A 17,296-nucleotide genomic window follows, 5' to 3' on the forward strand; every position below is an offset into this window, starting at 1 on the left:
ATCCCGGACAGAAAGCCGGCGCTGCCGTAGTCGCTGTAATTTTCCCAATTCAGGCGGTACTCACCCAGAGTGCACGCGGTTTAGCGTTTCGCGTAGCCCGGCAAATTAAGCATGAAAGGCGGCTGGGCGACACAGTCGATATTTTTGGCCCGCATCCGCAGGCAAACGGCGCCGACGTTGTTGCGGCTGTAGCCGATCAGCAGCGCCTTCCAGGAGGTACCGTTTTCCATATCCCGTTCCAGCAGCAGCGGACGCCCGCCGTCCAAAGCCCCGCCCAGCTGCGTCTTTACCGCTGCAATGGCGCGACGCGCCTGGGCCCGATCAGGATAGATTCCCAGCAGCAGGCCCCAACTTTCAATCGGCCAGACCACACGCGTATGCATTCGCCCCGCCGGCCCACCCTGCTCACAGCCACTGCGCCCCACCGTGCCCTGCACCGCAGCCAGCACTCCCTGCGGGCGCACCTCAAGCCGCACGGACTGCGCTACAGACACCGGCGCGGCGAACCCCGCATCGAGCAGCCGGCTCACCTGGGCATCCCGCGCCGCCCGGCTGTTCGCACCCAGCACCACCGCAATCAGGCGCCGGCCGCCACGCGCGGCCGACGCGACGATATTGTACCCCGCCGCACAGGTGAAGCCGGTCTTCATGCCGTCTGCCCCCGGATAGCGCCCCAGCAGCCCGTTATGCGTGTGCAGTGTACGCCCCTGGTAACGGGTGAAACGGGTGGCAAAAAGGGCGTAATGCTGCGGGAAGTCCGTCAACAAGCGACGGGCCAGAATGGCCTGATCCCGCGCTGTCGTCACCTGCGCGTCATTGGGCAGACCACTGGCATTGGCATAATGGGTATCCACCATCCCAAGGGCAGCGGCACGCGCCGTCATTTTCACGGCAAACTGTGTTTCTGTGCCGGCCAGTGCCTCTGCCAGCACGACGGCGGCATCGTTGGATGACACTGTTGCCAGCGCCTCGACCGCCTGCGCCACCGTCAGCGTCGCGCCCTGTCGCAACCCCAGCCGCACCGCGGGCTGCGCCGCCGCTGCAGAGGACACCGGCAAGGGAGTATTCAGCGCCAGGCGCCCCTGATCCAGCGCCTCAAACACCAGGTAGAGCGTCATGAGCTTGGCAAGGGATGCGGGATACCAGCGCTGATCCGCGCCATCCTGATGAACAATGCTGCCGCTGGCCGCATCCACCACCAGCACCGGATTAGCCGCCACAACGGCCGGCATTGCAACGCACCCCAGCAGCACAACAAGCGCGAATGCAACAGCATGACGCCGTACCGGGCAATAGCGGGAACGGGAATAATGGGTGGCTTTACAATGCAAACACATGGCAGCTCGACCTCCCCTCAGCACTCCATGACAACGTGCGCCAACACCGGGCGCGCAGGGACAAGACCGCAGGAATTAATGATGCCTAACAGCATAGGTCATGCTCAGGCAGTGCACAGTCAGGCCACACTGCTTGCTGCATTTTATGCGAATGCGCAGCGGCTTATGCGAATGCGCGGCGGCGCCTTACTCGCCGCGGCGCAGAGACTGCATAGGTTAACGAGGCACTCAGATAGCTGCTCCGCCCCCTGTCAGCGACAGCATGACCGATTCATAGTCGGATTTGAGGTGACTCCATGCAAAGCGGCGCCTCAGCTGGGCTGGCAGGCCGCTGTCATCGACCATCGTATCCGCCCTCGCCTGCGCGAACATGACCCGGCGCGCCTGCCGCTCGATCAGGTCGGCGGCATGGCGCGCCTCCGCGGCAATATCTTCGCCGGCATCGGCGTAGAGACCCGACGGCGGCACGAACTCCGGATACACCAGCCGGTCCGGCAGCACCGGCAGGCACCCTGCGGCCAGCGCTTCAAGCACAGCCAGACCCTGAAACTCATGCTCGGCAGTGGACAGCACCAGGTCGGCTGATCGCAGCCATGCCTGATACTCAGACCGGGACGGCGCGAAACCAAACTGCGCGAGCCGGTGCGCAAACCGCGTGCCGATCTCGCCAAACTCCGCCGGCGTATGACGAAAACTCTGCCCCAGCAGGCACAGCCTGTAATCCATCTGCCGGTCTTCAAGTGCCTGCAAAATGGCGAGCAATCGGCGCGGCCCCTTGTCATATTCCCAGCGGGCCGACCACAGAATACGCACCGGGCGCTGCCCGCTGCCCGGCGCTGCAGCACCTTGCTGCCAGCGGGGATCGAAGCATTCATCACCCTGAACGGCAGGCGCAAAACAGCTGTCAGCCAGCGGCACCGGCAATACAGAGGAGCGCTCAGTCAACAGCGGCACGATGCCGGGCGGCACGTGATCCGGCAATTTTTTAAGCAGCGCGGCGCAACCTGCCAGGAAACTGTCCCGGTTGTAGGCCGAATTGAACAGTACATGGTCAGCCGCGAGCGCTGTATAGATATTGAGAATCTTGGGCTCAACCGCCTTGAAGGCGCGGTCAGACTCGGGATAGGCAAACTGGTTTTCGTGGAAATACACCAGGGCCGGAACCTGGGCCAGCGCCGGCACCAGCCCGCGCAATGCCGACAGATCCGTCATGGAGGTTGCCAGCACCAGATCATAGGCGCGCAGCAGGGTTTCGCGCTCGCCCAGGGCCCAGCTAAGACTGTTGCCCCGAATGCGCCAGGAAAAATACCGTGGCGCAAGGCGCAGCAGCGTCCATTCCCAGCCCGGGAACCCCTCCATCAGCTGGCGATACCAGTGCTGATGGCTGGCCGCATCGTAGGCCGATAACAGCAGAATACGCACGCAGATCAGTCGCGCGGAATCCGGCGCTTGACGCCGTTTTCGTCAATGGCCACGTAGGTGAACACCGCTTCGGTGACTTTGGAATGTGGACGGCTGCCCTTTTCGCGACTCATACGCGGACGTACCCAGACTTCAAGATGCAATGCCAACGAGGTGTTTCCCTGGCGTTTCATCTCGCCATAGCAACACACCACATCACCCATCTGCACCGGGCTGATGAATTTCATTGAATCCACCGCCACTGTAACGACGGCACCCGCTGTAATCTGCTGGGCCAGAATGCCACCGGCAATGTCCATCTGCGACATGATCCAGCCGCCAAATATATCGCCGTTGGTATTGGTATCGGCAGGCATGGCCAGCGTACGCAGCAAAAGATCGCCGCTGGGTTCTTGGGTACTGTCCGTCACCTGTGACTCCTGTGAATAATTTGATAAAAATCTGAACAAGCTCAGTAGTATACGTCTACAACCCCTCAGCGTCCCGCCTTCACGCGATGCCAGGCACTTCAGTGATAGACTTGTAATCCCCATTTTTGTATAATATGCGACCTTTTCCCCCATCCAGATTCTGTGCCAGCGGCATGGGGTCTCAGTTTCAAGGTACTTCAATCCATGTCAGATGCTGGTGAACAGCTCTCCTTTACCTCTCTCGGTCTCTCCGAACCGGTGCTCAAGGCACTGACCGACGTCGGTTACGAAATTCCATCTCCGATTCAAGCGGCTAGTATTCCGCACCTGCTCGCCGGCAGAGATCTGCTTGGTATGGCTCAGACCGGCACCGGTAAAACCGCTGCCTTTGCATTGCCACTTCTGTCCGGGCTGGACACTACGCGTCGCGAGCCGCAAATGCTGGTGCTGGCACCTACGCGTGAACTGGCAATCCAGGTTGCCGAAGCCTGCCAGTCGTACGCCAAACACATGCCGGATTTCCACGTACTGCCGATTTACGGCGGCCAGGCTTACGACACCCAGCTGCGCCAGCTCAAGCGCGGCGCCCAGGTCATCGTCGGCACACCGGGTCGCGTGATGGACCACCTGCGTCGTGGTTCGCTGAAACTCGACACCCTCTCCGCCATGGTGCTGGACGAGGCAGACGAAATGCTGCGCATGGGCTTCATCGACGATGTCGAATGGATCCTCGAGCACACGCCGAAAACGCGCCAGATCGCACTGTTCTCGGCCACCATGCCGCCGCAGATCAAGCGCGTTGCGCAGAAATACCTGAACAACCCGGAAGAAGTCCGGATTGTCAGCAAGACGTCGACAGCGCCCACGATCACGCAGAAATACCTGCGCGTCAGCGGACACCACAAGCTCGAAGCCCTGACCCGCATCCTCGAAATCGAATCCTTCGAGGCCATGCTGATCTTCGTGCGCACCAAATCTGCCACCGAAGAGCTGGCGAGCAAGCTGTCTGCCCGCGGCTACGCCGCCGAGGCACTCAACGGCGATATCTCCCAGCAACAGCGCGAACGCATCGTTGAACGCATCAAGAATGGCAAGATCGACATTCTGGTGGGTACTGATGTTGTGGCCCGCGGCCTGGATGTTGAACGTATCAGCCATGTACTGAACTACGACATTCCCTACGACACCGAGTCCTACGTTCACCGTATTGGCCGTACTGGCCGCGCCGGGCGCAAGGGTGAGGCGATCCTGTTCGTGGCACCGCGCGAAACCCGCATGCTGTACGCCATTGAAAAGGCAACGCGCCAGCCGCTCGAACGTATCGAGCTCCCGAGCGTCGGCGTGATCAACGAGAAACGTGTCGAACGCTTCATGCAGCGCATCAGCGACACGCTGGATAATGGTGAAATATCCACCTATCTGGACCTGCTGACCGACTACCAGAAAGAGCACGATACCGATCCCATGCAGATCGCTGCGGCGCTGGCGCTGCTGGCCCAGGGTGAAACACCGCTGCTGCTGGACGAGCGTGAAATTCCGCAGCCGCGCGAGTACAAGGACGAACAGCCACGCGAGCGCCGCGGACCGATCAATGTGAATCCTAACGCCCGCCCGCTGAAGGATCACCCGGAAATCGAAATGCAGCGTTTCGTGGTCATGGTTGGCCGCAGCCACGGCGTGATGCCGAAAAACATCGTCGGCGCCATCGCCAACGAAGCCAACATGGCCGCCAACCTGATCGGCCAGATCGATCTGTTCGACGACTACAGCACCGTTGATCTTCCGGCCGGCATGCCCGCCAAGGTCATGCAGGTTCTGAAGAAAGCCTTCGTATGCGGTCAGCGCCTGAACATCCATCCGGCCGGCGAACAGCCCGATACGGATCGTGGTGCGCCGTCACGCGCAGCGCGTCGTCCCGGCAAGGGCGCACCCAACAAGGGTCGCGGCAAGCCCCGCGAAGGTGCAGCACCGAACCGTCGTCCGGCGCAGAAGTAACAGCGACTGCAAACCGCCCCACGTGGCTACGGCCGCGTGGCTACGGCCACGCGGGTAACAGGCAAAAGCCTCCCGGGGACGCGCCTGTAGCGATGACACGAAAAAGCCCGCGACCGGCAACCCGGTCGCGGGCTTTTTTATATCAGGCTATTTATATCAAACGGCTCATAATCAGAGCCACATCAGCCCCTGATGACAAACACGCCACGCACTTTGCTCGTCCAGACAACCGAAGACAGCACTGGGTGGCTCAGGCGTTGCGGTATTCCAGCGCCACCCGGCGCGTCAGGCAGGTCAGCAGCGTATAGGGAATGGTGCCGCAGAACTGCGCCACTTCCGATACCGGCAGCTGATGCCCCCAGAGCTCAACCGTATCGCCAATTTTGGCGCCCGGAATATCGGTAATATCAATCGTCATCATATCCATGGAAACACGCCCGGCAGTGACAGTGCGCTGACCATTGACCACCACCGGCGTACCGCTCACCGCATGACGCGGATAACCATCGCCGTAACCCATGGCAATGGTGGCAATGCGACTCGGACGCTGACAGACAAAACTGGCGCCATAGCCCACCGCATCACCCGCCTCCAGCTCGTGAATCGCGATAATCTCGGTTGTCAGGGTCATCGCAGGCTGCAGCTTCGCTGCCTCTTCCTGCGCCACCTCAAAGGGCGTCGCGCCCCACAGCATCAGGCCGGGACGCAGCCAGTCACGCCGCGCCTGCGGCCAGGCCAGGGTGGCCGGCGAGTTGGCCAGACTGTGGGGGGCATCAATGCCTTCCACCGCCTGGTCAAATTCGGCCAGCTGACGCTGCGTGGTATCCTGCGCCAGATTATCGGCACAGGCAAAATGACTCATCAAGGTGATTTCCGCGACCTGCGGCAGCGCACGCAAGCGGGTGTACGCCGCATGGAAATTGCGCGGCTCAAACCCCAAGCGGTGCATGCCTGAATCCATCTTCAACCAGACATTGACCGGCACGGGCAGATCGGCCGCCGCCAGCGCATCAATCTGGTGCTCGCTATGCACCACCGTCCAGAGACCGTTGCGTGAGATATAGTCCAGCTCATCGGCTTCGAAAAAACCTTCGAGCAACACAATCGGCTGCTCGATACCGGCGTCGCGCAACTCCATCGCCTCTTCAATACAGGCGACACCGAAGGCATCCGCCTCGCCTGCCAGCGCCCTGGCTACAACCACGGCACCATGCCCGTAAGCATTGGCCTTGATAATGGCCGCCGCACGCGCATTGGGTGCGAGCGCGCGCGCCAGGCGATAATTGTGACGGATGGCGGCCAGATCGATCGTGGCCTTTGCTGGACGACTCATACTCATTCCTCCGAATGCCGATTACGCTGCGAACAACCGGGGCCAGCTAGCGCCGGACCCGGCGGCGGGATTTACTCGCCGGTGACCATGATCGCTTCAACTTCGATGTCCACAGCCTTGGGCAGCTGCTTCACCGCGTAAGCCGCGCGCGCGGGATACGGTGCAGAGAAGTAGCGGGACATTACTTCGTTTACCTGGGCAAAGTTGGCCAGATCCGACAGCAGGATGGTCAGCTTGACACAGTGATCCAGGGATCCACCGGCTTCTTCGGCGATCGCCTTGAGGTTTTCAAATACGCGTACGGCCTGAGCCTCGAAGGAGTCGCCAACCACTTCCATGGTCGCAGGGTCCAGCGGAATCTGCCCGGAGATATAGACGGTGTTACCCACCTTGACAGCCTGGGAGTAAGTGCCGATCGCTGCAGGGGCTTTTTCGGTATTGATGATGCTACGGTTAGCCATGTCGCTTCCTTGGTACTGATTTATGATTCACTGTGATTGCAATGGCGCTGGCGTACAGGTACCCAGCGGGCCACTTAGGATTGAAGCCCCGGCGGAGGAGTCCGTGACTGCAATCCTAAGTGTCCTAGATTCGGCGCCAAAAGTCAGCGACCAGTTGCTGCGCCCTTGCGACAAGGCGCGCAGCAACCGCAGTGCGAATGTCGCCAGAACGGCAATTTCGCGCTCAACGCTGCCAGCGATCAGCCGGCGTAGGCGAAGGGATAACGGTCAATCCCCAGACCCACTGGATCGATGTCGGTCTCGTGACCGCTCATCAGATCGGAGACAAACTTGGCCGAGCCCAGCGACATGGTCCAGCCCAGGGTGCCATGGCCGGTATTGAGGTACAGGCTCGGGTAGCGTGTTGCCCCCAGAACCGGCGTACCGTCCGGCGTCATGGGACGCAGGCCGGTCCAGAACTCAGCCTGATCCATATCACCGCCACCGCCGAACAGGTCGGAGACCACGAAGTTGACATTGGCACGGCGCTTCTCCGGCATCGACAGGTCGTAACCGGCAAGCTCTGCACTGCCGCCGACACGAATGCGATCGTTAAAGCGGGTCACTGCAACCTTGTAGGTCTCATCCATGACGGTAGACACCGGCGCGCGGCTTTCATCGATAATCGGCAGTGTCAGTGAGTAGCCCTTGACCGGATAGATGGGCACACGCATGTCGATCTGCTTGAGCAACATGGGGCTGTAGCTGCCCATGCAGACCAGGTAGCGGTCAGCCTTCATCACGCCGGCAGCGGTTTTCACACCGACGACATCCCCCTTCTCCATGACCAGGCCGTCAATCTGGGTGTTGTACATGAACTTGACGCCCAGCTCTTCACAGCGCTCAGCCAGCGCCTGGGTGAACTTGAAGCAGTCACCGGTCTCATCGCCCGGCAGCTGCAAACCGCCGACAATCTTGTCCTGCACATACTGCAGCGCGGGCTCCTTGGAGACACAGCCCTGACGATCCAGTACGGAGAAAGGCACACCCAGCTCGCGCAGAACCTGGATATCCTTGGCAGAACCATCAACCTGCTTCTGCGTACGGAACAGCTGCAGGGTGCCGCCGGTGCGGTGTTCGTAGTCGATGTCGATGGTCTCACGCAGTGCCTTGAGGCAGTCGCGACTATACTCGGCGATGCGCACCATGCGACCCTTGTTGACCTGGTACTTGCCTTCAGTGCAGTTGGCGAGCATTTTGCTCATCCACCCGTAGAACTGAGAATCCAGCGTCGGCTTGATCATCAGCGGCGACAGATCCTGCATCAGCCACTTGACCGCCTTGAAGGGCACGCCAGGCGCCGCCCAGGGTGCCGAATAACCCGGTGAAACCTGCCCGGCATTGCCGTAGCTGGTTTCCATGGCCGCTGCAGACTGGCGGTCAATGACCGTGACTTCATGCCCCGCATTGGCGAGATACCAGGCGCTGGTAACGCCGACAACACCACTACCGAGAACGACTACACGCATGTGACTACCCTCTGCTTATTTTTAAATCTGTTACAAGAATATGTATTGGAGTATAGGGATAATTTGTCAGAATTTTTTTGCGTTTTTGTTGTTTATACGGATAATAATCTGCCTATAAATATAATTACCGGAAATAATTATGGAAACCATCGGCAGTGCTCACAAAAAGCGCAAACTTGACCGTATAGACATGAATATCCTGCGTACCCTGCAGTTTGAAGGTCGCATTTCCTATACGGAACTGGCCGATCGGGTCGGGCTCTCCACGACCCCCTGCATGGAACGGGTTAAACGACTGGAAAAGGACGGCTATATCGAGGGCTACTACGCCCGGGTCAATCCCGCGGCGCTGGGCTACAGCATGCTGGTTTTTGTCGAGATCGCCCTGTCTTACCAGTCACCCGACGCATTCGACAGCTTCAACAAGGCGGTAGCACAGCTGCCCTACATCATGGAGTGCCACCTGGTGTCCGGCGACTCGGACTACCTGCTCAAGGCACGTATCCGCGACATGACCGAATACCGTGAACTGCTGGGAGAGATGCTGCTTACACTGCCGGGCGTCAAAAACTCAAAGAGCTATATCGTGATGGAAGAAGTGAAGGAGTCACTGGCGCTGCCCATCGATATCACCAAGCCGCGTACCTATTAAAGGCACCGATCAGGTAAAGGCACCCATTAGCGGCAGGATACAGACACTGGGACAGAAGCGAACCCGTGCATTCGGCCTTAGCGCTCCGCGTCCGGCAGCTGAAGCAACCAGTCGAAAAATACCCGCAGACGGGCGTTGTCCAGCGCACCTGGGCGATGTATCAGATAATAGGCGCAGCAGGAAGGCAGGGCCGGTAACGGTGCCACCAGGCGTCCACGCTCCAGATCCTCATCGATCAGGCATCCCCGGGCCAGCGCCACACCGAGCCCCGCGGCGGCGGCTTCCATGGCAAGATCTGCCCGGTTGAAGTAGTGGCCGCGATCGCTGTCCACCGATCCCAGGCCCGCCTTGTCCAGGTAATAACGCCACTCCGCATCATGCCGCGCCTCGCGCCAGGGCATGGAGTCGTGCAACAGCGTCATGTCCCGCCAGCTGGCGGGATCCGTCCAGTCACGTCCCGCTGCATACTCGGGGCTGGCCACCGGAAACAGGGTTTCGGCCAGCAGCGGCACCGCCACCAGCTCGCGGTATTCACCGAAGCTGTAATCGATCGCCAGATCGAAATCCCGCGGTTCAGTGCGCAGCAGCGATTCCTCGGCGAAGGTCTCCACCCGAATATCGGGATAGCCGGCCTGGAACAGATGCAGCCGCGGCACCAGCCACTTGAACAGCAGCGATGGCGTCGAGCGAAAACGAATCTGTCCCTCCAGCATTCCGCGCTGCAGGCGCTGCACACAACCATCCAGATCCAGCAGACACTTTTGCACCACCACGAAGAGCTGCTGCCCTTCGCCAGTCAGGTTCAGGCCGCGCGGCAGACGCTCGAACAGCTTGAACCCCAGCTGCGCCTCCAGATGTTTGATTTGCTGGCTGACCGCGCCCGTGGTGACATGCAGTTCCTCAGCTGCGCGGGTAAAACTCAGGGCACGGGATGCCGCCTCAAAGGTCCTCAGGGCGGCAAGAATCTGGGCATTGATCATCGGGGCTCCGAAGCCTGAGGTCTGTCTGAGCAGACAGTAAAGCAGAGCCACTGCGGTTTGCGAACCCCCGTCAGTGGATTTACGGGCTAAACTCACTTTAGCCCAGCTAAATGCTCATTGAATATTCCTTGGTTGCAGTTCCGGCGCGCCGAATCCAGAATGCGCCGCGATAACCGACAAACTAGCGAGGAATGATGGTGCCAGCTCCAGACCCGTCAACACTCAGGCAACAGCTCTCGCTGGGCCAACCATTATTCTGGCTAAACCCGGCCTATGAGCCGGCAGCACCTCCAGCCGAGCTGCACGATATCCTGGCTGCCGAGTCCAGGCTGCAGCGTTGCGCGCCGCTGCTGGCCAGGCTGTTTCCGGAGCTTGCAACGGATCAGGGCCTGATCGAATCTCCCCTGCTGGCCGTGCCGGCACTGCAGCAGGCACTCTCACTGCCGGGTACCTTACTGCTCAAGGCCGACCATGACTTGCCAATTGCGGGATCCGTGAAGGCCCGCGGCGGCTTTCACGAGGTGCTCTGCCACGCAGAATCCCTCGCCCTGGCAGCCGGTATTCTGCACAGCATCGACGACGATTACCTCAAACTGGCAGGCCCGGACGCTCGTGCGCTCTTTGCGCAGCACCTGCTGGGCGTCGCCAGCACCGGTAACCTGGGCCTGAGCATTGGCGTGATCGGCGCCGCGCTGGGCTTTGATACCTGCGTTCACATGTCCAGTGACGCCAAGGAATGGAAAAAGCAGCGCCTGCGCAACTTTGGTGTGCGCGTCATCGAGCATGCGAGCGACTATAGTGCAGCGGTTGCCGCCGGGCGCGCTGACACCGAAGCCAACCCCATGGGCTACTTTGTAGACGATGAGAATTCGCCCCGCCTGTTCTATGGCTATGCCGTGGCGGCACTGCGGCTACAGACCCAGCTCCAACAAGCCGGCGTTACCGTCGACGCGGACCACCCGCTGATGGTCTATATTCCCTGCGGTGTGGGCGGAGCGCCCGGGGGCATCTGCTTTGGTCTGAAACAGGTTTTCGGCAGCGCCGTGCATTGCTTCTTTGCCGAACCGGCGCAGGCGCCCTGCGTGCTGCTCGGCGTGCAGGACCCCGGCATACCATCGGTTTATGATGCGGGCCTGACCTGCAGCACGGAAGCCGACGGCCTGGCCGTGGGCCTGGCCTCCGAGTGGGTCTGCACACGCATTCGCTCGCTGCTGTCGGGGGTTTACACCGTATCCGATGCCAGCCTCTACCGTGACCTGTATCGACTGCAGGACACCGAGCAGGTCGCCATCGAACCCTCGGCGGCAGCCGGCATTCAAGGTCCGGCACGATTACTGCAGCGCGAAGGCAGCGACTATCTGCGTGCCCAGGGACTGGAATCCCGGCTTGAACAGGCCACTCAGATTATCTGGACCACAGGCGGACGCCTGGTACCGCACGAAGAATATAAAAAGTTTCTCGAAAAGGGAAAAATAGCTTCAAATGAAACTTTAACTGATTAAAATAGAATTTGTTTCCTACACGAAACAAAAATCGGTAAGCCGAAGGTACTCTGCATCTTCTCGAACCGAACAATCTCAAAGTCACCATCACGCTGATCGCCGGGTGACTTCACATCATGCCGACTCCCTACCCGGGGACGGGTGATAACAATAACAACGAGGAGGTTTCCCTCTAATGGAAATGATCGAGTCTATCATCGGAGAGATTAACAGTATTGTCTGGGGCCCGCTGATGCTGGTCCTGATACTGGGCGTCGGACTGTTCCTGTCCCTGGGACTGCGTCTGATGCCCATACTGAAGCTGGGTGCCGGCTTCAAGCTGCTGTGGCGGGGTCGCAAGGTCGCCAGCGGCGAAGAAACAGCCGGTGAAATCTCACCGTTTCAGGCCCTGATGACAGCCCTCTCAGCCACCGTGGGTACCGGTAACATTGCCGGCGTCGCCACGGCCGTTTTCCTCGGCGGCCCCGGCGCACTGTTCTGGATGTGGATCACTGCCCTGGTCGGCATGGCTACCAAGTACGCCGAAGCGGTACTGGCCGTTAAATACCGTGAAGTAGACGAAGAAGGCAACCACGTTGGTGGCCCCATGTACTACATCAAGAACGGCCTGGGCAAAAAATGGGCCTGGCTTGGCATGGCCTTCGCCATCTTCGGAGCCATTGCCGGCTTTGGTATCGGCAACACCGTGCAGGCCAACTCGATTGCCAGCGTGATGGAATCCAACTTCGGCCTGCCCACCTGGATCACTGGCGTGGTCGTGATGGTGCTGGTTGGCGCGGTTCTGATTGGCGGCATCCGTCGCATCGGCCATGTGGCCGGCGCCCTGGTCCCCATCATGGCGGTATCCTACATCGTGGCGGGACTCGTTGTTCTGTTCATCAATGCAGACCAGATTCCCCACGCCCTGGACCTGATCTTCACCCATGCCTTCTCACCGGTCGCCGCTGAAGGTGGTTTTGCCGGCGCCGCTGTCTGGATGGCCATTCGCTTTGGTGTGGCCCGCGGTATCTTTTCCAACGAAGCGGGCCTGGGTTCAGCCCCTATCGCCCACGCCGCCGCGCAGAACAAGAGCCCGGTACGCCAGGGCCTGGTCGCCATGCTCGGTACCTTCATCGATACCATCCTGATCTGCTCGATCACCGGCCTGGTAATCGTCACCTCCGGCATCTGGACCGGTGGCGAATCCGGCGCAGCGCTGACCTCTGCCGCCTTTGCCCAAGCCCTGCCGGGTCTTGGCAACTACCTGGTGGCTATTGCACTGGCGATTTTTGCCTTTACCACCATCATTGGCTGGTCGTTCTATGGCGAGCGCTGCGTTGAGTACATCTTCGGCGTCAAGGCCATTGCCCCTTACCGGGTACTGTGGATTCTGGCAGTGCCGGCCGGTGCGGTCCTGAGTCTGGATTTCATCTGGCTGGTTGCCGATACGCTCAACGCCTTTATGGCGATTCCCAACCTGATTGCCCTGCTGCTGCTCAGCCCGGTGGTCTTCCAGGTTACACGCGAATTCTTTGCTGAAAACAAAGACCTCTGATAGCCACGGCTATAAAAAAGGGACCGGCATTGCCGGTCCCTTTTTTTTGCGTCACGCACACAGGTTACGGGCAAATTGCCCGCCCGCCACCTGTCATGGATTACAGCTCCAGTCCGATATCACCTTTGGCCGGCCCATACTGCACCTGCACACGTTGCGGCAGTTCCGGGTCATAACCACAAATCAGCCGCATGCCCCCCGTGTCGACATAGTATTCCAGCGTTCCATCCCGGCGGGAACGCCAGCGCACATGGGTCAGCTCCTGCTCATCCCACAACCGCCACCAGCTGGCATCCCACTGCGCCGCCCGGGCAAAGCCCGGCGCACAGTTGCGCTGAGCCCGCTTTTCATTGCGTTTGCCCCAGCACTTAAGCTGTTTGCGACATTCAATCTCAGCAAGACGTGTGGACTTGGAGGTCAGCTTCTTGACACAGGCGCTTACCACCAGAGGATTCATGCTGCTGGCCTGACAGTCACGAATGGCCTGTTCGCTGGCCGCCATCGCTGGCGACGCCAGCCCCCAGGCGCAGGCCAGCAACAGAAACGGTACGTATCCTTTCATCGATCGAGTTCCTGAAGGTTTTCAGCAGTGTAGCCTATCAAACACCCAAATTTCAGCCGAAAGTCCCGGCTCTGCGCAGCAAAAAGCCCACGCTGGGGACTCTGCGGCTTTTCGCCACCTGCCCCACTGCCTATAATGGCGCCCTTCTTAAATGGCGCAGTGGTGCAGACCCCATGCAGCGAATCGACATGATCCTGGTCACACGGGCGCTGGCCAGCTCACGCACCCACGCCCAGCGTCTGATCAGGGATGGCCGAGTGCAGGCGCACCTGAACAACGCATGGCAGTGCATCGCCAAGCCCGGCCTGAAGCTCGACCCTGACACGGAGCTGCGCGTCAGTGCCGACCCGCAGGATCGTTTCGTATCCCGCGGCGCCCTGAAACTGCTGGGCGCGCTGGAGCAGCTGCAACTGGACCCGACCGGCATGGTTGCCATTGATGTCGGCCAGTCAACCGGCGGCTTCACCGACTGCCTGCTGCAGCATGGCGCAGCCGCCGTGGTCGGTATTGAGGTCGGACATGATCAACTCGATGCACGCCTTCGGGCCGACCCCCGCGTAACCTGCCTGGAGGGCGTGAATGCCCGCGCGCTTGATCCGCTGCAGTTGCTGCCGCTGAGCCGCGATAGCGCCGGTTTTGATCTTGCGGTCATGGATGTGTCCTTTATCTCCCAGACCAAGATACTGCCATCCCTGGTCCCGTTGATTCGAGCGGGAGGACGCCTGATCAGCCTGGTGAAGCCCCAGTTCGAGGTGGGCCGCAGCGGCATCGGCAAGGGAGGCATCGTACGCGACGAAAGCCTCTATACAGAAGTTGAAGCAACTATCCGTCGGCACTGCGAGTCACTGGGGCTCTGCATACAGCACTATATGCCAAGCCCAATCACGGGCGGCGACGGTAATCGCGAATTTCTGCTGATTGGCGTGAAGACCGAATCGCGCTGAGCCAAACGGCGAGTCCTCGGGCTACCAAGTCCCGCAAGCCGTCGCAAGATCTGTATACTTGCTCCATTCACTACCGAGACAGATCCCATGGAACTGAAACGCACCCTGCCGGCAGCCGTCGACAATGCACTGGAATACCTGACCGAGGCCACGGGCCTGCCCAAAAAGCGTCTCAAGGACGCCATGAACAAGGGCGCTGTCTGGCTGATACGCGGAAGCCACGAACGTCGCCTGCGCCGGGCCAACAGCCCGTTACGCGCCGGCGATCGAATCGAACTGTACTACGATGAAGCCCTGCTGGAACTCAAGCCGCCCCAGCTCAGCGCCATTGAGGACCGCATGGGCTATACCCTCTGGTACAAAACCGCTGGCGTAATGTCACAGGGAACGCGCTATGGCGATCACATGGCGCTACCGCGCATGGCGGAACTGGCCTATGGCTACAAACGGGAGATTTTCCCGGTACACAGGCTGGACCGGGAAACCCGCGGCCTCATACTGCTGGCCCATAACCGCAAGATGGCCGCCATACTGTCAAAGATGTTTCAGGATGGCGAAGTGGAGAAAGGCTACCAGGCCGTGGTACTGGGAGAAGCCCCAATGGAAGGCACCATTGACCTCGAACTGGATGGCAAGGCCGCCATCACCCACTTTACGCGCCTTGAATATGATGCCCAGCGTAATACCAGCGTACTGGAGATTCGCATTGAACATGGCCGTACCCACCAGATCCGCCGCCACCTGGCCCATATCGGCCACCCGGTGATGGGCGATCCGCGCTACGGCGAAGGCAACAAGAATCGCGAGGGCTTGTTGCTGGTAGCGCATCGGCTCAACTTTATCTGCCCCATACGCCGCCAGCCCACCGAATTCCAGCTACCCCAGCCGTTCGTCACCAAAAGCGACGCCTGACGCACAAGCGCAGCACGGCTGCTGCGCTATTCGCCCACCAGCTGGTTCAAGCACCAGCAGCCCTGCTCAGGCGCGATCAGATCACGCAGCTGCGGCAGCGCCTCTTTCAGCTCGCCCGGCAGCGTCCAGGGCGGGTTGATCATAAAGAGTCCGCTCGACGTCATGCCGAAATCGACGGTGTCCGGCCCCAGACCGAGCTCCACCTGCCAAAGGTTGCGCACACCGCCACTCTTAAAGCCGCGAATCATGTCATCAATGCGGGCACGCACGACCACCGGATACCAGATCAGATAGGTTCCGATGGGGAACCGCTTGTAGCCTTCCAGTACAACCTTTTGCACCTGGCGATAATCGCCCTTGTTCTCGTACGGTGGATCAATCAGTACCAGCGCCCGTCGCGACGGCGGCGGCAACAGCGCCTTGAGGCTGGCAAAGCCGTCGCTGCGTTCGACACGTACCCGTCGATCCCGTTCGAAACGCTCGCTGAGCAGACGATAATCGCTTGGGTGAAGTTCAAACAGACGCAACGCATCCTGCGGGCGCAGCATCTGCGCCGCCACCAAAGGTGATCCGGGATAATGCTCCAGCCCGCCGGAGGGATTGATCTTGCGCAACACCGTCATCAGGGGTGTCAGGACGTCGGGCAGCGGCTGCGCCCAGAGTCGCCCGATACCCTCTTCGAATTCAGCGGTTTTCTTGGCCATGGCAGCACCCAGGCGGTAACCTCCGGCGCCGGCATGGGTATCCAGATACAGCAGCGGTTTATCCTTGGCGGTCATGTATTCGAGCGTGCGGGCAAGCACCAGGTGTTTCAGGACATCGGCATAGTTGCCGGCATGGTATGCATGACGATAGCTGAGCATCGGCGTTCCGGGGGCAGTCAAAATCGGGGGACGCCAGCATACGCCGTCCCCCCTGCGGATTCCACTGCAAAACCGCCTTATTGGCTCGCCGTGTTAATACATGAAGCGGGGCTGTTTCAGCATTGAGCCATCTCTTTTTAAAGACGGCCCAATGCAGGCACGGCAAAAACCGGCACACCAGCCCACCTGCGCCCGTTTTTGTCGCGTGACCGGCAAATGGAGCCTGGCAGCCTTTCGGGCTTGGCCGGTCGTAATCAGTGTTAAGTTCGACAGGCTGCTCGTTGCCAACCCGGCTATTTAGTCGGCGGGCAACGGAACAATCAGCACTGGCCGGTCGCTGTGCTGCATGACTTTCTGTGCGCTGGAACCCATAAAAATCTTCGCCAGTGCCGAATGAGTGCGCGTGCCCATCACGATCACGTCTACATTCATCTGTTTCGCGGTGGCGAGAATTTTCTCCTCGACATTGCCCTTTTCGATCAATATCAGAGGCTTGCTGAGTTCCTGAGCCTTGCCTTGCGGCAACTCGTCGGCCCAAAAACGTTCTACCCGCTGCGTCATCTTGCTATTGAGTTCATCCATCCCCGTCTTGCGCAGTTTTGCCAGCACCTCCGGTTCGAAATGAGTCTCGATTATCGCTTCGGTCGACGGGCTAATCGCTTCCACCACGTGCAAAAAGGTGATGCTGGCCCCGCTATCAACCGCCAGTTTCACCGCCATGCGAAACGCCGGCACCGAGCTTTCACCCAGATCGGACGCATACAGAACCTGTTTGATTTCTGGCAGCATGATTCATATCTCCTTGAGTTAACGTCACTACGCCTTAAAAGCTTCAATACTCGGTCAGAACAGCCTGGCCGGAATCTGCACCACACACCATA

The 17,296-nt window shown here is 60.0% G+C and carries 16 protein-coding genes; 6 read left to right on the forward strand and 10 right to left on the reverse strand.

Annotated elements, in window-relative coordinates; translation table 11 throughout:
- Positions 1 to 80 precede the first annotated feature (80 nt).
- The 3 genes from F451_RS26930 to yciA all read right to left on the reverse strand — a co-directional run bounded on the left by F451_RS26930 (position 81) and on the right by yciA (position 3,169).
- Positions 81 to 1,232 carry a D-alanyl-D-alanine carboxypeptidase family protein gene (locus F451_RS26930; RefSeq protein ID WP_020683385.1) on the reverse strand — a complete coding sequence of 384 codons (1,152 nt, stop codon included), beginning with the start codon at positions 1,230 to 1,232 and terminating at the stop codon, positions 81 to 83.
- 333 nt (positions 1,233 to 1,565) lie between these two features.
- Positions 1,566 to 2,759: a tRNA-queuosine alpha-mannosyltransferase domain-containing protein gene (locus tag F451_RS0120995; protein WP_020683386.1), complete on the reverse strand. Its 1,194-nt coding sequence runs from the start codon at positions 2,757 to 2,759 to the stop codon at positions 1,566 to 1,568.
- Between the two features lie 5 nt (positions 2,760 to 2,764).
- Complete coding sequence (yciA, locus tag F451_RS0121000; protein WP_020683387.1) at positions 2,765 to 3,169, reverse strand: acyl-CoA thioester hydrolase YciA; 405 nt, start codon at positions 3,167 to 3,169, stop codon at positions 2,765 to 2,767.
- Positions 3,170 to 3,373: 204 nt separating this feature from the next.
- Between yciA and F451_RS26205 the strand changes: the two genes are divergently transcribed.
- Positions 3,374 to 5,164: a DEAD/DEAH box helicase gene (locus F451_RS26205; protein ID WP_020683388.1), complete on the forward strand. Its 1,791-nt coding sequence runs from the start codon at positions 3,374 to 3,376 to the stop codon at positions 5,162 to 5,164.
- A 250-nt stretch (positions 5,165 to 5,414) separates the two neighbouring features.
- Here the strand turns inward: F451_RS26205 and alr are convergent, their stop codons facing one another.
- The 3 genes from alr to F451_RS0121020 all read right to left on the reverse strand — a co-directional run bounded on the left by alr (position 5,415) and on the right by F451_RS0121020 (position 8,466).
- Positions 5,415 to 6,497, reverse strand: a complete 1,083-nt coding sequence (gene alr, locus F451_RS0121010; RefSeq protein WP_020683389.1) for an alanine racemase — start codon at positions 6,495 to 6,497, stop codon at positions 5,415 to 5,417.
- Positions 6,498 to 6,568: 71 nt separating this feature from the next.
- Positions 6,569 to 6,958, reverse strand: coding sequence for a Rid family detoxifying hydrolase (locus F451_RS0121015; protein ID WP_020683390.1), 390 nt, complete (start codon positions 6,956 to 6,958; stop codon positions 6,569 to 6,571).
- 239 nt (positions 6,959 to 7,197) lie between these two features.
- Entirely contained in the window at positions 7,198 to 8,466 is a 1,269-nt protein-coding gene (locus tag F451_RS0121020; RefSeq protein ID WP_020683391.1) for a D-amino acid dehydrogenase, read from the reverse strand.
- Between the two features lie 139 nt (positions 8,467 to 8,605).
- Between F451_RS0121020 and F451_RS0121025 the strand changes: the two genes are divergently transcribed.
- Entirely contained in the window at positions 8,606 to 9,118 is a 513-nt protein-coding gene (locus tag F451_RS0121025) for an Lrp/AsnC ligand binding domain-containing protein (RefSeq protein WP_020683392.1), read from the forward strand.
- A 77-nt stretch (positions 9,119 to 9,195) separates the two neighbouring features.
- On the opposite strand, the gene F451_RS0121030 is transcribed toward F451_RS0121025, so the two are convergent.
- Complete coding sequence (locus tag F451_RS0121030; protein ID WP_020683393.1) at positions 9,196 to 10,098, reverse strand: LysR substrate-binding domain-containing protein; 903 nt, start codon at positions 10,096 to 10,098, stop codon at positions 9,196 to 9,198.
- A 194-nt stretch (positions 10,099 to 10,292) separates the two neighbouring features.
- Between F451_RS0121030 and F451_RS0121035 the strand changes: the two genes are divergently transcribed.
- Entirely contained in the window at positions 10,293 to 11,600 is a 1,308-nt protein-coding gene (locus F451_RS0121035) for a D-serine ammonia-lyase (protein ID WP_156826580.1), read from the forward strand.
- Positions 11,601 to 11,775: 175 nt separating this feature from the next.
- Positions 11,776 to 13,134 (forward strand): alanine/glycine:cation symporter family protein, encoded by a 1,359-nt coding sequence (locus tag F451_RS0121040; RefSeq protein ID WP_020683395.1) that lies wholly within the window; start codon positions 11,776 to 11,778, stop codon positions 13,132 to 13,134.
- 100 nt (positions 13,135 to 13,234) lie between these two features.
- Here F451_RS0121040 and F451_RS0121045 read toward each other — a convergent pair whose 3' ends face one another.
- On the reverse strand, positions 13,235 to 13,696 hold the full coding sequence (locus F451_RS0121045; RefSeq protein WP_020683396.1) for a hypothetical protein: 462 nt from the start codon (positions 13,694 to 13,696) through the stop codon (positions 13,235 to 13,237).
- A 173-nt stretch (positions 13,697 to 13,869) separates the two neighbouring features.
- Here F451_RS0121045 and F451_RS0121050 point away from each other — a divergent pair, with 173 nt between their 5' ends.
- Entirely contained in the window at positions 13,870 to 14,640 is a 771-nt protein-coding gene (locus F451_RS0121050) for a TlyA family RNA methyltransferase (RefSeq protein WP_020683397.1), read from the forward strand.
- A gap of 87 nt (positions 14,641 to 14,727) precedes the next feature.
- The gene (locus F451_RS0121055; RefSeq protein ID WP_020683398.1) at positions 14,728 to 15,552 is read left to right on the forward strand and encodes an RluA family pseudouridine synthase; all 825 of its coding nucleotides are present in this window, start codon (positions 14,728 to 14,730) and stop codon (positions 15,550 to 15,552) included.
- Positions 15,553 to 15,578: 26 nt separating this feature from the next.
- Here the strand turns inward: F451_RS0121055 and F451_RS0121060 are convergent, their stop codons facing one another.
- Together F451_RS0121060 and F451_RS0121070 are read right to left on the reverse strand one after the other, a co-directional pair.
- Positions 15,579 to 16,415, reverse strand: coding sequence for a 23S rRNA (adenine(2030)-N(6))-methyltransferase RlmJ (locus tag F451_RS0121060; protein WP_020683399.1), 837 nt, complete (start codon positions 16,413 to 16,415; stop codon positions 15,579 to 15,581).
- Positions 16,416 to 16,712: 297 nt separating this feature from the next.
- Complete coding sequence (locus F451_RS0121070; protein ID WP_020683401.1) at positions 16,713 to 17,204, reverse strand: universal stress protein; 492 nt, start codon at positions 17,202 to 17,204, stop codon at positions 16,713 to 16,715.
- Positions 17,205 to 17,296 lie beyond the last annotated feature (92 nt).

This window comes from Marinobacterium rhizophilum DSM 18822, from assembly GCF_000378045.1.
GTDB classification, from domain to species: domain Bacteria; phylum Pseudomonadota; class Gammaproteobacteria; order Pseudomonadales; family Balneatricaceae; genus Marinobacterium_A; species Marinobacterium_A rhizophilum.